The sequence below is a fragment of the Bacillus sp. A01H genome, from assembly GCF_045277205.1.
Lineage (GTDB): Bacteria > Bacillota > Bacilli > Bacillales > Bacillaceae_G > Bacillus_A > Bacillus_A paranthracis.
Genome location: NZ_CP117702.1, coordinates 891454 through 907047 on the forward strand (window position 1 = coordinate 891454; position 15594 = coordinate 907047).

15 protein-coding genes and 1 pseudogene are annotated in these 15594 nt (G+C 35.3%); 11 read left to right on the top strand and 5 right to left on the bottom strand.

Annotated features, from left to right (window positions below):
- Positions 1 to 111 precede the first annotated feature (111 nt).
- From PSR14_RS04780 to PSR14_RS04805, 6 genes and pseudogenes are all read left to right on the top strand, one after another.
- Positions 112 to 432, top strand: a complete 321-nt coding sequence (locus PSR14_RS04780) for a PTS lactose/cellobiose transporter subunit IIA (protein WP_000131335.1) — start codon at positions 112 to 114, stop codon at positions 430 to 432.
- Position 433: 1 nt separating this feature from the next.
- Complete coding sequence (locus PSR14_RS04785) at positions 434 to 739, top strand: PTS sugar transporter subunit IIB (RefSeq protein WP_000275647.1); 306 nt, start codon at positions 434 to 436, stop codon at positions 737 to 739.
- 82 nt (positions 740 to 821) lie between these two features.
- Positions 822 to 2132, top strand: coding sequence for a PTS sugar transporter subunit IIC (locus PSR14_RS04790; RefSeq protein WP_001013054.1), 1311 nt, complete (start codon positions 822 to 824; stop codon positions 2130 to 2132).
- On the top strand, positions 2108 to 2386 hold the full coding sequence (locus tag PSR14_RS04795) for a hypothetical protein (RefSeq protein WP_000900037.1): 279 nt from the start codon (positions 2108 to 2110) through the stop codon (positions 2384 to 2386). The genes PSR14_RS04790 and PSR14_RS04795 overlap by 25 nt, the downstream gene beginning before the upstream one ends.
- Positions 2376 to 3461, top strand: coding sequence for a DUF871 domain-containing protein (locus PSR14_RS04800; protein ID WP_000440031.1), 1086 nt, complete (start codon positions 2376 to 2378; stop codon positions 3459 to 3461). Before PSR14_RS04795 ends, PSR14_RS04800 begins: the two co-directional genes overlap by 11 nt.
- Positions 3462 to 3679: 218 nt before the next feature.
- Positions 3680 to 3913, top strand: a pseudogene (locus PSR14_RS04805) (hypothetical protein); the annotation flags it as partial.
- A 21-nt stretch (positions 3914 to 3934) separates the two neighbouring features.
- Here the strand turns inward: PSR14_RS04805 and entC are convergent.
- Together entC and PSR14_RS04815 are read right to left on the bottom strand one after the other, a co-directional pair.
- On the bottom strand, positions 3935 to 5308 hold the full coding sequence (entC, locus tag PSR14_RS04810) for a cell wall-binding protein EntC (RefSeq protein WP_113732707.1): 1374 nt from the start codon (positions 5306 to 5308) through the stop codon (positions 3935 to 3937).
- Between the two features lie 916 nt (positions 5309 to 6224).
- A complete protein-coding gene (locus PSR14_RS04815; protein WP_000402994.1) occupies positions 6225 to 6578 on the bottom strand; it encodes a helix-turn-helix domain-containing protein in 354 nt (117 codons plus the stop codon).
- Between the two features lie 369 nt (positions 6579 to 6947).
- On the opposite strand from PSR14_RS04815, the gene PSR14_RS04820 reads away from it, so the two are divergent.
- The 5 genes from PSR14_RS04820 (at position 6948) to PSR14_RS04840 (ending at position 12347) form a co-directional block, all read left to right on the top strand.
- Complete coding sequence (locus PSR14_RS04820; protein WP_000437483.1) at positions 6948 to 7331, top strand: ArpU family phage packaging/lysis transcriptional regulator; 384 nt, start codon at positions 6948 to 6950, stop codon at positions 7329 to 7331.
- Between the two features lie 764 nt (positions 7332 to 8095).
- Complete coding sequence (locus PSR14_RS04825; RefSeq protein WP_000930103.1) at positions 8096 to 8515, top strand: holin family protein; 420 nt, start codon at positions 8096 to 8098, stop codon at positions 8513 to 8515.
- Positions 8516 to 8519: 4 nt separating this feature from the next.
- A complete protein-coding gene (locus PSR14_RS04830; RefSeq protein ID WP_000509862.1) occupies positions 8520 to 9503 on the top strand; it encodes a glycoside hydrolase family 25 protein in 984 nt (327 codons plus the stop codon).
- A 115-nt stretch (positions 9504 to 9618) separates the two neighbouring features.
- Complete coding sequence (locus tag PSR14_RS04835) at positions 9619 to 10920, top strand: C40 family peptidase (RefSeq protein WP_095842583.1); 1302 nt, start codon at positions 9619 to 9621, stop codon at positions 10918 to 10920.
- A gap of 203 nt (positions 10921 to 11123) precedes the next feature.
- Positions 11124 to 12347, top strand: a complete 1224-nt coding sequence (locus PSR14_RS04840) for a 3D domain-containing protein (protein ID WP_048520129.1) — start codon at positions 11124 to 11126, stop codon at positions 12345 to 12347.
- A gap of 111 nt (positions 12348 to 12458) precedes the next feature.
- On the opposite strand, the gene PSR14_RS04845 is transcribed toward PSR14_RS04840, so the two are convergent.
- The 3 genes from PSR14_RS04845 to PSR14_RS04855 are packed head-to-tail and all read right to left on the bottom strand — an operon-like array spanning position 12459 to position 15411.
- On the bottom strand, positions 12459 to 13610 hold the full coding sequence (locus tag PSR14_RS04845) for an ABC transporter permease (protein WP_404841371.1): 1152 nt from the start codon (positions 13608 to 13610) through the stop codon (positions 12459 to 12461).
- Between the two features lie 26 nt (positions 13611 to 13636).
- Positions 13637 to 14311, bottom strand: coding sequence for an ABC transporter ATP-binding protein (locus PSR14_RS04850; protein ID WP_000609100.1), 675 nt, complete (start codon positions 14309 to 14311; stop codon positions 13637 to 13639).
- A complete protein-coding gene (locus PSR14_RS04855; RefSeq protein WP_000728818.1) occupies positions 14308 to 15411 on the bottom strand; it encodes an efflux RND transporter periplasmic adaptor subunit in 1104 nt (367 codons plus the stop codon). Before PSR14_RS04855 ends, PSR14_RS04850 begins: the two co-directional genes overlap by 4 nt.
- Positions 15412 to 15594: the final 183 nt, after the last annotated feature.

Consider the following 15594-nt stretch of genomic DNA (forward strand, 5'->3'; position numbering starts at 1 on the left):
GAAAAGTATATAAAAACTTCCGTTACACAACGGAAGTTTTTTATGTTTAATTGTATGCGTTTTCATAATAAGATAACAATATAGAAAAAAGATGGCTTGGGGGAATTTAAAATGACTGATATGCAAACTCCATTTGCGTTAATTTTACACGGTGGCAACGCGAGAAGCGCGTCACTTGAAGCAATTGCTTTTGCAAGACAGGGAGATTTTGAGAATGCGAGTGAAAAGATGAAACTTGCTAGGGAAGAAATTTCAGCAGCTCATCGTATTCAAACAGACTTAATTCAAGAAGAAGCAAGAGGAAATCATGCGGAAATCAGTTTACTGTTAGTGCATGCACAAGATCATTTAATGAATGCCATTACAGTGAAAGAACTTGCTGAAGAATTTATCACTCTTCATAAACGAATAGAAGAGAAAGTGACAGTATAAGATGTACATTTTATTATGTTGTGCAGCAGGCATGTCAACGAGTATGGTTGTAAGAAAAATGCAAGAAGAGGCAATGAAACAAGGGAAGGATTATAAAATTAAAGCAGTTGATTCAGAACTTGTGAAACTGGAAATAAAAAATGCTGATGTTGTTTTAATTGGTCCGCAAGTGAAATATTTATTTCCAGCCGTAGAGTTTCTTGCAAATTCATACAATATACCAGTTGCGATTATAGACCAACGAGATTATGGCATGTGTGATGGTTTGAAAGTATTGAAACAAGCAGAACAATTAGTTTTAGCATAATTATATTTTTTTAAATATAAACATTATAATGTTATAACTTTATTTCATTCTTTCATAGAAAAGAGAAAGAGGAGGGGTTTTGATGAATGGCTTTATGAGTTTTATGGAACAAAAGATTATGCCAACAACACAAAAGATTGCCGGACAGCGACATTTATTAGCAATTCGAAACGGGGTTATTTCTACATTACCGTTAACGATTGTCGGATCATTTTTCGTTATCTTTTTAAACTTACCAATTGATGCATATATGGAATGGATTGCACCGTTTCGCCATATTTTAGATATTCCATTCCGATTTACAGTAGGACTAATGGCGTTATACGCAGCATTTGGGGTAGGCGCTTCGCTCGCGAATTTTTATCAGCTCAATCAGTTAAGTGCAGGGTTATTATCTGTACTCGCCTTTTTACTAGCATCAGTTGAACCCATTCAAATTACGAAAGCCGTACCAGGTGTTATTGATGCAGGTAGATATATTTCAGTAGGAACATTAAGTGCAACATCTTTATTCGGCGCAATTGTTACAGCTTTAATTGCAGTAGAAATTTATCACTTTATGATTAAGCATAATATCTCAATTAAATTACCAGATAGTGTACCACCAGCAGTTTCAAATTCGTTTGCAGCATTAATTCCAACGTTAGCAGTTATTCTTTTATTCTGGGGCATTCGCTACGGTTTGAAATTTGATGTAAATACAACAATCACATATTTAATCGCACCACTAAAATCAGTATTAGTAGGAAATAATTTATTCGGCGGTTTATTAACAGTATTCTTAATCGTATTCTTCTGGTCATTCGGTATACATGGCCCTGCGATTTTAGGACCGATCATTCGTCCAATGTGGGATTCTGCAATTCTTGAAAATATGGAAGTATTCACAGCTACAGGAAATGCACATCAATTACCAAACTTATTTACAGAGCAATTTATTCAATGGTTCGTATGGATTGGTGGATCAGGCTCAACGTTAGCTTTAGTAATTATGTTTATGTTCTCTAAATCTAAGTTCTTAAAAGAGTTAGGTAGATTATCATTCGTGCCAGGCTTATTCAATATTAATGAACCAATTATTTTCGGGGCACCAATTGTAATGAACCCAATCTTAATTATCCCGTTCGTAATTACACCGTTAGTTACAACGACAGTATCATATTTCGCAGTTGTTTCAGGTATGATTCCGATGATGATGGCGAAATTGCCATTTACGATGTTAGCGCCAATTGCAGCGATTATTAGTACGGACTGGACAATTATGGCTGGTGTACTTGTACTTGTTAACTTTGTTATCTCATTCGTTATTTACTATCCGTTCTTCAAAATGTATGAGAAACAACAATTAGCAGGAGAGGAGAAAACAGAATGCTCGGAGCAATTATCATCTTAATTACATTTGTAGCGGGGCAGTGTATTGCACATTATTCAAAATGGGTACAAAGTAAATCTTTATTAGTTTTACTACTAGTATCAATTGTATTTATCGGTAGTTCAATGGGTGCCTATGTAATGCTAAGCTTACAATCACCGTACGTAATTATTGTACCAACGATTTTATGTGCAACATGTTTATCTGCAAAATATAGATTTACGAGCATGGCATTAATACAACGTGTGAAGGAGATGCAAAAGCATGGAGCGTAAATTAGGAATTTCACTTTATCCAGAGCATTCAACGAAAGAAAAAGATATGGCATACATTTCGGCAGCGGCACGCCACGGTTTTTCAAGAATATTCACATGTCTATTGTCTGTGAATCGTCCGAAAGAAGAAATTGTAGCTGAATTTAAAGAAATTATTCATCACGCAAAAGATAACAATATGGAAGTTATTTTAGATGTAGCTCCAGCTGTCTTTGATCAGCTCGGTATTAGTTATAGTGATCTATCATTCTTCGCAGAGTTAGGTGCAGACGGTATTCGATTAGATTTAGGGTTTGACGGATTAACTGAAGCGAAAATGACGAATAATCCGTACGGCTTAAAAATTGAGCTGAACGTAAGTAACGATATTGCTTACTTAGAAAATATTCTTTCGCATCAGGCAAATAAGTCAGCTTTAATCGGTTGTCATAACTTCTATCCGCAAAAATTTACTGGACTTCCGTACGACTATTTCATTCGCTGTAGTGAACGCTTTAAAAAACATGGTATTCGCACGGCAGCGTTTATTACGTCACATGCAGCTAACATCGGCCCATGGGATATTAACGACGGATTATGTACATTAGAACAGCATCGTAACTTACCGATTGAAGTACAAGCGAAACATTTATGGGCGACAGGGCTTATTGATGACGTTATTATCGGAAATGCTTATGCGAGTGAAGAAGAGTTAGAGAAACTAGGAAACTTAAATCGTTACATGTTACAGCTGAAAGTAAACTTTGTAGACGAGGCGACTGAAGTAGAGAAGAGAGCCACGCTGCAAGAATTACACGTAAGACGCGGTGACATAACAGAATATATGGTACGTTCTACAGAAGTACGTAAAAAGTACAAAGACTATGACTTCCCGGTGCGCGAAAGTGTACGACAGGAAAGAGGCCAAGTTGTAATTGGTAACAACTCATTTGGTAAGTATAAAGGCGAATTACAAATCATTCTAAAAGAAATGCCGATAGATGAACGAAAAAATATTGTCGGTACAATTGCAGAAGAAGAGTTATTCTTACTAGATTATGTAGGAGCTTGGACGCAGTTTACTTGTGTGGAATAGGGAAGTACAAGGAGAGGATGCCGTGGCATCCTCTTTTTTCTGGTGAAATAGTGGTTTATCGTATATAGAATGCAAAGAGATAGACTTAATTTGGACGGGAGAGAAGGAGATGGAAGAGTATATAGATGATTTATTAAGACGGATGGCTGACGAAGAAGCAGGAGTTCGGCAATGTGCGTATGAAGAAGCGAGGCAGTTAAATGATTTATCGCTTTGTTCTTGTTTCTAGGAGACGTAAAAATGAAGTAGAGTCTACAGATGAATCAGAGGTTATCATTGCACTTCATTTTTTACATAAGTTTGCTAATCATGAAGAAGTTTTACAGACGTTTGACAAAGTGCACAAAAAACGTGGGAACTTGTTTATGTTAGAGAGGAAGTGGCTTCGAGATAATATTGCTTACTTCCAAGAGAAAGAATGTAAGCATCAAAAAAAGAGTCAGCCTCAATGAGACTGACTCTTTTTTTACAAACTAGTTTAATACTTTAACTGTAACTGTTTTACGTCCCCAGTTACTAGATGTGCCTTTATCTGGCATTAAAACGTCGATTTTATTTCCTTTAATAGCTCCACCAGTATCACCAGCGATTGCTACTCCGTAACCTTCAACCCATACTTTTGAACCTAATGGAATGACACTTGGGTCAACTGCAATAAGTTTCATATTTGGATTAGCTGTTAAGTTGTGACCTAAAGCTGATTTTACTTGGTCGCCTGCTTTATAACCATTTTCAAGTGGATCTGCTGTGTAAGCTGTTGCTACAACGCGTAACTCACGAGAAGATGATGGTGCACTTGTTTCAGTTTCTTTTGCAACAGGTTGTTGTGTAGCTGGTTTTTGAGCTTTAGCTGCTTCTTGAGCCTCAGCTGCTTCACGAGCTTTAGTTGCTTCACGAGCTTCAGCTGCTGCTTGAGCTTTAGCTGCTTCACGAGCTTTAGCTGCCTCTTGAGCTTTAGCCGCTGCTTGAGCTTCAGCTGCTGCTTGAGCTTTAGCTGCTTCACGAGCTTTAGCTGCTTCTTGAGCCTTAGCTTCTGCTTGAGCTTCAGCTGCTGCTTGAGCTTTAGCTTCTGCCTGAGCTTTAGCTGTCTCTTGAGCCTTAGCTGCTTCACGAGCTTTAGCCGCTGCTTGAGCTTCAGCTGCTTCGCGAGCTTTAGTTGCTTCCTCCGCTTTAGCTTTTGCTTGCGTTTCAGCTACTTCACGAGCTTTAGTTGTTGCCACGGCTTTAGCTGTATCTTGAACTGTAATTGTTTTTTCAGCTTTAACTACTGGTTGAACTTTAACTGGAGCTTTACCTGTTAAGTAAGGAACGTGAACGTAAGCTGTTTTTCCGTTATATTCAAATTGGATCCAACCATTTTCAACTTGGTGTGTTGTTTCGATTACGTCATCTTGTTTCAATTTCCCAAGAATCTCTGAGTCTGTGTTTGCACCAGCACGTACGTTTAATACGTTAGCTGTTACGTAGTAAGTGTCTTTTGTGTAGTCAGCGCTAATGAAAGCCTCCTTACCGCTATTCAATTTCACTTTTGACCATCCGTTTTCTGTATGTAAAACGTTAACTTTATATCCATCTAATAATTTTCCTACAACTTTTGATTCAGTAGTTGGGTTTTCTCGTACATTTAGTACATCAGTCGTTACGATTGTTTCTGCTTTAGCAGATGTTGTGAAAATCCCAAGACCAAAAACCGCTGCTGTTGCTATACCCATAAATTTTTTCATAATAGCCTCCATTGCATTTGTTTTCGTTGACCTCATTATAGCAACCATTATTTTCTTATTTGCGAAAAACATAAAATTACAAAGCTTTCGTAACGGGTCATTAATATTTTGTAATAATTCCAGTAATATCCTAAAAGCGCTTTCTTATAGTTTTTAGGGGAGGTTAGAGCACATGATGCATAAAAAAGGTAGTATTTCAATTTCTGATAGGTTAATAGTATTTCTATAGTATTACGTAATTATTTCGTAATCATTACAAAAATGGCGTATTTTGCTGTCGGAACAGAAAATTAGTTATGTAAAAATAACTATTTTAGTTGTGGAGAAATAAAAATGAGGTGAAATTTAATAAAATATCGCTATAATTGTTACAAAATAAGTCGAGGTATGGAAAAAATTACGCCTTGATTTTAGGGTGTCACATATTATTTTTGCAATAATAGGATTGTAGGATAGTGGTAATGCGAAATGAAAGTTGCAAGGATAAAAAGATAATCGCAACATGAAACATATATAATAGAAGAAACATGATTTAAAGGGACGATATTGTTATGAATTGGTTCGTGAATTCCTGTAGATTCATATTTTTAATAAAACGTTGATAAAATTGAATTATTCTTCAATACAATAAAAAATAGTGGAGATTTGCTTCGAATTACAAATAATAGAATGATTATACGCTGTTTTTTAAAGAATTATAAACTAAATATAGAACAAAAGTTCGATTGGTGGTAAAATATTCATAAAGATATTTTGTAGTATTTTTTGGGAATTAGGTGCGTGGTTTAACATATACAAATAGTTATGAAAATGAGTATATATAGGAGGGAGATTAAATAAAGAAAATTTAGTAATGATAAGTTGGAAAGTAGTTCAGTAAGAAATCATTATCCTGTTAAAGGTGATGGAGGATTTTGGAGATGACAAAAGAGGAAATCGTTAAGCTATTTATAAATACGATAGTAAAGATAGCCCCAGAGAAATTAGATGAATACATAGAAAAAATTAAAAGAAATAGCCATTCTTCTAAATAAATAGGCTATTTCTTCTCAGGTTTCGTATGATTTTTATTTAGCGCCTGAGCGATAGAAAGCATTTGTTCTAATGCTATATCTTTTTCATCTTTTGGTAACGGTTCTAGCCATTCCATGATTTCTTTAAACTTTTTATATTTGTGTGCATTTAAATCTATTTCTTTACTTTCTCCATATAAGTAGTCAATAGTAACATTAAATCTTTTTGAAACTTTTTCTAATGTTTCTCGTCCAGGAAAGGCTTTCCCATTTTCAAATTTAGAAACAGTTCCTTTTGTTAAGCCAACCTCTTTCCCGAATTGTTCTTGGCTTAGCTTATTATGTATTCTAATTTGTTTTAATCTATCTTTTATTTCCATTATATATTGTCTCCCCTTTAAACGAGTTTCCAAAAATAACTCTTATTTTTATTATAAAGTTTTCAGATAGAAAACGTAAAGAGGAAAGGGTTGATATAATTTGAAGCTATGTAAAGAACTGTTTGATCCTTCAATTTGTGAAATACGTAAGGTTAAAGAAAGGGAATACAAAACTTTTCATAGCATAAAAAAATTTTTAAGTATTTGGTTTCACTGTATGAAACTAAGCTAGGAGAAATAGATTCTCATTAGAAAAATGCTTTTGTTTTAATAAGCAGATTGAATTATGTTCTCCAATAAATATAGATTGTTTTTTTAGTAAGAAGAATTTTATACAAAAATAAATTATATTCTTAGGAGGTTTTTAATTTGGAACAACCAATTTTATTATCAATTATGGATAAAGAAACAGAAAAGAAAATACAAAAAGTAGTTATAAGTATTTTGAAGGAACATCGTGCATTAAAGGTGCGTTTTGGAGATGATGTTGTGCAACAGCAGGGGGAAATTGATTTGTTTCCTGAAATTTGTAATACTAAGCAGATTAATCAAATGAAGTATAGACAGGTTGAAAAAGCTTTAAAGTATAGCTTAGATGAGGACGAGAGAAACATTATTGAGATGAAGTATTTAAGCGATCAAAAATTAAGAGATGATTATATTTATAATGAATTGTTAATAAAGAAAGACTCTTATTATGAAAAGAAGAAGAATGCTCTTCGCTTAATTGCTACGGCTTTAGGGGTGATTTGAGCATCATAAGTAAAGGTTTACTATATCCGAATGGGAAAATAGTGAGATATTTTCAATAGATTTACATAATCAATAAAGATAGTAGAAGGAGAAATTTCCGATGAAGAGAGGGATAATTAAGGGGAATTTATAAATATGGATGAATGATAATCTTAGTATCAGAAGGGGAAAACAAAATCCCTTCTGGTGAATAAGCGTTCCACCAGAATAGGACGCACTCGGGTTATCGTACAGTGATGCTTTCATAGGTCACCATGCACTTTGTTCGCGTAGATAACCAGCGGGGCCTTGGAGGTAAGAGTACTCCTGTGTGGTGTGTGTATTACTCAACTTTGTAGATATTATCTGAGCTAAATATACAAATGAATATTTTTTATTTCATGTATGTTTAACCTCCTACATTTAAGCAAGTTTAGGAATGAGAAGATAGTATTTTTAAGGGTTGAATAAGTTTATATACTCTCAAACTTAATACATTTAAAGTAGCGAAATAGCTTTTGGTGTATTAGGTAAAAGAGTAGTACAAGGAGGTATGATAAAGGAAGAAAATATGTATACACTTCTCCTGAATTAACAAATTTGGAAAAATATAGAATTAAGTAACTATAAAGGTGCAAAGCGTAGCCTAATTAAAAATTAATTAGTATGGAAAAGGTTATTAAAGATAAAAACTATCCCTCCTATACAAATAAATCTTAGTGATTTAATAAAAAGCGAAGAGAGACATTTGTCTTTCTTTTTTATTTGAAAAAAGAGAAAGGAACGTGGCTCATATTGCTAGTTTAATAAAGATATTTGGAGCGACATTCGGAGCTTTTTGTGGGTATTTTTTTGGAGGGTTTGATGTTGCATTGAAAGTATTGGTAATAATAGCAGTTATTGATTATCTGTCTGGAATGATTGCAGCAGGGTATAGCGGAGAATTGAAAAGTAAAGTTGGCTTTAAGGGCATTGCTAAAAAGGTGATGTTATTTTTATTAATTGGAGTTGCAGCACAGCTAGATTCATTATTTGGTAGTAATAGTGGAATTCGAGAAGCAACAATCTTTTTCTTTATAGGAAATGAAGCATTATCAGTTTTAGAAAATGCTGGTCGTATAGGGATTAAGATTCCGAAAATATTAATCAGTGCTGTTGAAGTTTTAAATAATGAACAAAAACAAGAACATAAAAAGGAGAAATGAAGGAATGGGACACATTGTAGATATTTCAAAATGGAACGGTAATATAGATTGGAGTGTAGCGGCTCCACAGCTTGATTTAGTTATTGCTAGGGTGCAAGATGGCTCAAATTACGTAGATCCTATGTATAAAGAATACGTTCAAGCTATGAAAAGTTATAAAGTACCGTATGGAAATTACGCATTTTGCCGCTTTACGTCTGTTGCGGATGCTAAGAAAGAAGCGCAAGATTTTTGGGCGCGAGGTGACAAAGGTGCATTATTTTGGGTTGCAGACGTTGAGGTTAAGACAATGGGTGATATGCAAAGTGGGACGCAAGCATTTATCGATGAATTACGCCGTTTAGGAGCAAAAAAAGTTGGTTTATACGTAGGGCATCATACTTATGAAGCGTTTGGTGCAGCAAATATTAAAGCTGATTTTACATGGATTCCACGTTATGGCGGGAATAAACCAGCTTATCCTTGTGACATTTGGCAGTATACTGAGACAGGAAATGTATCTGGTATTGGTAAATGTGATTTGAATTATTTAATTGGTAACAAGTCATTATCTTGGTTTCTTGATGGAAATGGTGATAACAATGGGCAACAAAGTCGACCGGTAGGTATTGGGATCGCTATCTCAAAATATCCTGTTGGATATGAGGTGAACTTAAATACAAATCCAACTGATTTTATATTTTCAGGTAATTCTATTAAAGATAAAAACCCATATTTAATTTATAAAGCTTGGTGGATCCCAGAATATATGATTAATTTCGGCGGGGATCAACAATGGGCAAAATTAGAGCATTTCGATGTTCAATGGTTTTATGCTTATTCAAAATATCCTTCTGGTTATCAAATTAGACATTACGATGGACCGAATGGAAAAGATACTGGTTTTGTCGATGGTAGCGAGCCGTATCGATTATTTGGGCGTCAAGATGGACATGTTGATATTGGTGGGAATCGTTGGATTCGTGAAGAACATGTAGTAATTAGATAATACAAAAGGCCAACTTATTTAAGTGGCCTTTTGTATTTTTTATTAAGTATTATTTGAAATTAATGGGATCGTTACTTTATATAAATTAAGTAGAAGAAAAGGAAAGGTGATATATATGTTAAAACATAGTGTAATGATGGATGTATTAGCGAATGCGGATACGAAGGAAAATGTAGAAAAGTCATTTTATGCATATAATGAAGCTTCTTTTACATCAGCTAAATCAAATGGAGGCGTGGAATATCCGCCTCAAACAATTCTTATAAGAGAAAAACGAAACAATGGTTGGTGGAAAATTCAAACTTGGGAAGGCGAGAAGTGGATCAATTTAAATGGTGAGAAAAAGTATGTAGAGAAACCATTCTATACGTATAATGAGCCATCATTTGTGTCTGCAAAAGGAGGAGGAGGCCAATCCTTTTTAGCACAAGAGGTACCTGTTATCGATGGGACGACAAGTGGCTGGTTAAAAATTATTTCTTATGAAGGAGAAAAATGGATCAATCCAAACGGTGAGAAAAAGTATGTAGAAAAATCATTCTATACGTACAATGAGCCATCTTTCGTATCTCCAAAAGGAGGAGGAGGTCAAGTCTTTACAGCGCAAGAGGTACCTGTTATTGATGGTACAACAAGTGGTTGGTTAAAGATTATTTCTTATGAAGGAGAAAAATGGATTAATCCAAATGGTGAGAAAAAGTATGTAGAAAAATCATTCTACACGTATAATGAGCCATCTTTCGTATCCCCAAAAGGAGGAGAAGGCCAAGTCTTTACAGCGCAAGAGGTACCTGTTATTGATGGTACAACAAGTGGTTGGTTAAAGATTATTTCTTACGAAGGAGAGAAATGGATCAATCCAAATGGTGAGAAAAAGTATATAGAAAAATCATTCTATACGTACAATGAACCATCATTTGTATCTGCAAAAGGAAATGGAGGCCAAGCTTTTTCAGCACAAGAGGTACTTGTTATTGATGGTACAACAAGTGGCTGGTTAAAGATTATTTCTTATGAAGGAGAAAAATGGATTAATCCAAATGCTTCTGAGGTCTCAGGAGTAATTGAATTAGCTCTAAAACAATTAGGGAAGCCATACGTCTTTGGAGCATCGGGGCCTAATTCCTTTGATTGTAGTGGTTTCATATACTATGTATATAAAAATAATGGGTATAGTATTTCAAGGAATAGTGTAGCAGGATATTGGCCGATGGTAATTAAAATTAATGATCCGCAGCCTGGAGATTTAGTCTTTTTACAAAACACATATACACCTGGCCCATCACATATGGGGATTTATCTTGGAAACGGTGAGTTCATTCATGCAGGAAGTGAACAGACGGGTGTTGTAAGAGGAAATGTGTTTAGTTCATATAATCAAAAACATTTCCTTGGTTATGGTAGATTTCAAAAATAAGTTAGCAACGTTAGCATATAAACATCTTTTAAGATGTTTATAAGGGTAATTAAATAAAGTGATTTAATAGATTATAAAACAGCTATCAATTTTGATAGCTGTTTTTGATAGTTATGAAAAACCACAATGAATTTTCTAAAATGAAATATTCATTGTTTCAGAGATTATTAATTGAAATATACGAAAGGATATAGGTGATATATATGTTAAAACATAGTGTAATGACGGGTGTATTAGCGAATGCGGATACGAAGGAAAATGTAGAAAAGTCATTTTATGCATATAATGAAGCTTCTTTTACATCAGTTAAATCAAATGGAGGCGTGGAATATCCGCCTCAAACCATTCTTATAAGGGAAAAACGAAACAATGGTTGGTGGAAAATTCAAACTTGGGAAGGCGAGAAGTGGATTAATTTAAATGGTGAGAAAAAGTATGTAGAAAAATCATTCTATACGTACAATGAGCCATCTTTCGTATCTCCAAAAGGAGGAGGAGGTCAAGTCTTTACAGCGCAAGAGGTACCTGTGATTGATGGTACAACAAGTGGTTGGTTAAAGATTATTTCTTATGAAGGAGAAAAATGGATCAATCCAAATGGTGAGAAAAAGTATGTAGAAAAATCATTCTACACGTACAATGAGCCATCTTTCGTATCTGCGAAAGGAGGAGGAGGCCAAGTCTTTACAGCGCAAGAGGTACCTGTGATTGATGGTACAACAAGTGGTTGGTTAAAGATTATTTCTTATGAAGGAGAAAAATGGATCAATCCAAATGGTGAGAAAAAGTATGTAGAAAAATCATTCTACACGTATAATGAGCCATCTTTCGTATCCCCAAAAGGAGGAGGAGGCCAAGTCTTTACAGCGCAAGAGGTACCTGTGATTGATGGCACAACAAGTGGTTGGTTAAAGATTATTTCTTATGAAGGAGAAAAATGGATCAATCCAAATGGTGAGAAAAAGTATGTAGAAAAATCATTCTACACGTACAATGAACCATCATTTGTATCCACAAAAGGAAATGGAGGCCAAGCTTTTTCAGCACAAGAGGTGCTTGTTATTGATGGTACAACAAGTGGCTGGTTAAAGATTATTTCTTATGAAGGGGAAAAATGGATTAATCCAAACGGTGGCATTGAAATGGTTTTCGAGTCTACAGCGTATAGTGTAGAGAACAGTCCTCCACATGAACGCATTACTGCATATGGTATTGATATAGGGAAAAACCCAAATATCAAGTTAATTGCTGTTGATCCTAAAGTAATTCCATTAGGAACGCAAGTAGATGTTGAGGGTTATGGTGTAGCCATTGCCGGTGATACGGGTGGTGCTATTAAAGGGAAAATAATTGATGTACTTTTCCCGACTGAAAGAGAAGCTATTAAGTGGGGACGCAAAAAGGTGAAAATAAGAATTCTTAATTAATCTTTTAATACACGAATATTGTTATTTGAGATTTGCTTAGATGATGCACATAATAAAGTTGTTCATTTCTTTTGGTATAGAAAAAGAGGTTGCACGTAGGCAACCTCTTTTTTACTCATATCGTAAACATTCAATTGGATCCAGTTTTGCAGCTTTGTTAGCTGGCAGTAAACCGAATATAATACCGATTAACATTGAGATACCTACTGCAAGAAGTCCAAGTTCTTTTGAGACAACGAGTGGCCATCCGGCAAAGATTGAGACAATCCAAGCGAAGAAGATACCGAGCATGAAACCGATGAAACCACCGAGTCCTGTTAAAATACAAGATTCAATTAAGAATTGTGTTAATACTTTACCACGGGTTGCACCAAGAGCTTTACGAATACCAATCTCACGTGTACGCTCTGTTACAGATACAAGCATAATGTTCATTACACCGATACCACCAACAAGTAAGGAAATAGCGGCAATACCACCGAATACCATTTTCATCATACCGATTGATTCATCTAATTGCTTCGTAAATTCACCTAAGTCTTGTGCTTCGAATTTGTGCTCAAATTTAGGAGCTTTCATTTCGTTTAAAACAGAAACGGCTTGTTTTTCTACACTTTTACGTTCGGCCGGAGAGGTCATTGTTAATCTTACAGAGTCATACTCAGTTACTCCTGAAATGACAGGGGCGTTTTCAAGTGATGTATAACCTTCTGACATAGCCATTCCAAATTCGTTTTTCGTTTCGTACACACCCACTACTTTATACGGCTTTCCTTTTATATCTGTGTATAAATTTGGTTCCCAACCATTAAACAATTTATTGAAAGCTTCTTCATTTAATATAACAGCAGGGATTGCTTGATTTAATTCGCTGTCATTTAATTCACGACCGTGAACTAATTTTATTTTCGAATCTGTCATAAAAGCGCCTGTTCCACCTTTTAAATCAAGATTTACATCTTTTGAACCGGCAGATGCTTTCACTTTCATACTTACATCTGGATACACATCTTTAACGCCTGACACAGTTTGAAGACGGTTTAGCATATCAGGTGTGATTTTTGCACTATCTGTTCCGTAATCAGGATTGTTGTAGTAAATCGTTACTTCATTATCTTTTCCTTGGCCTAACTCTTTTTTAAACTTTGCATTTGTACCATCACCCATTGAAATGATAGTAATAATGGCACTAATACCGATAATAATTCCTAGCATCGTTAAGATAGAACGCATCTTATGGGCAAAGATAGAGGAAAGGGCCATGCGTATATTTTCACTCGTGTTCAAAATTAACCTCTCCAATCTTGGACGATATTTCCGTCACGAATTACAATTTGACGTGCTGCAGCTTCCCCGATTTCACGATCATGGGTAATCATAATGATTGTTGAGCCTTGTTTGTTTAATTCGTAAAAGAGGTCCATAATTTGTGTACTTGTTTTCGTATCAAGTGCCCCCGTCGGTTCATCGGCTAAAATGAACTTTGGATTATTTACGATTGCACGTGCAACAGCGACACGCTGTTTTTGTCCACCTGATAATTCGTTCGGTAAGTGAGTAGCACGATCAGCTAGACCTACTTTTGTTAAAGCAGCTAATGAGCGCTCACGTCTTTCTTTTTTATCAACTCCAGCGTAAATAAGAGGTAGCTCTACATTTTGAAGTGCTGTAAGTCTCGGTAATAACATAAAGTTTTGGAATACGAATCCGATTTCTTTATTACGTACGTGTGCAAGTTCTGTTTCAGACATGTTTGAAATGTTTTGACCAGCTAGTTCGTACGTACCTGTCGTCGGTTTATCTAAACAACCAATAATGTTCATTAATGTTGATTTACCAGAACCAGAAGGTCCCATAATCGAAGTGAATTCTCCTTGGTTCAGTGTTACGTCAATTCCGTGTAATATTTGAACGGACTCTGCACCATTTTGGAAGGATTTCGTGATGCCTTTTAAGTTAATCACTGGGCGACAACCTCCATACCATCTTTTAAGTCTTTTTCAGGTTTAGAAATAATTTCCTCTCCTTTTTTCACTCCAGAAACTTTTGCTTCGCTATCAGTCTCGAATTCAACAGTAACTGTTTGTTCTTTCGCTTTACCGTCTTTTACAACAAACACAACATTTTTATCACCTTTTTTCACGATGCTGCTTTTCGGAACAATTGTACCAGTTGCTTCGCCAGATTTACTTGTTACGTAAACGTGGAAGCCGTTTTGTAATTCTTCACTATTATCTAAAGTGACAGTGAATTGATAGTTAGAAACTGTTTTGTTTTCGTCCATACTCTTTAATGGAGTAGAACCGATTTCTGTTACTTTTCCTGTCCAAGTCTTACCAGCAACGGTTTTTGATGAAACAGTAACTTCTTGCCCAACTTTCATACTAGCAAGCTCATATTCAGAAAGTTGACCTTTTACTTTAAATGGACCAGCATGACGAAGTGTAATACCGCTCATACCTGTTTTTTCGTCAGCGACTTTTACGATATCATCAATTACGCCATCAGCAGGACTCGTTACAGAAAGTGTGTTTACTTTCTCTTTTGCTGCTTTAATCATTTCATCAGCTTTTTCAACTTCAAACTTTTTCATTTCAAGCTGTGATTCTAATTGTTGTACCTCGATTTCTGATGCTTTTAATGCTTCAGCAGGAAGACCTGCATTTTTATCTTTTTGTAATTTTTGTTTCGCTGCATCAATTTGTTTTTGGAATAATGTTACTTCTTTTTGGGCGATTTTCTTTTGCATTTCTGCTTCAGTTACACCTTGTTTCGCAGTTGGGTCATTGTATTTAAATAGAAGCTGCCCTTTTTTTACTTCATCACCTTTTTTTACAGCTAATTCATACGTACCTTTTGTTGGATCAAATGAAATTGTTTCAATTCCGTTTGGAATGACTTCACCGCCAAATTTTTGCGCGTTTTCAATCTGTTTTTCTGTTACTTTATATCCGCTATATGCCATTGCTACTTCTGAACCGCCGCCAGCAAATGCAAAGTATGATCCAGCTGCAATTCCGATTGCTACTACACTAGTAATTAACACTTTATTTTTCTTCTTCATCTATTTATCACCTTTTCGTTCGTTTTAGTATCTACATTAAGTATAGAAGAGGGAAAGAATCTGACAAATCGTTTTAGCTTACAATAACCTTACAGTTTTGTAAGGTATGAATATGTAAATGTAAGGTAGAGCTTGTCCCAGTGTAAGCAAATGAATTGACGCGTGTTTTTTTTCTTACAATAA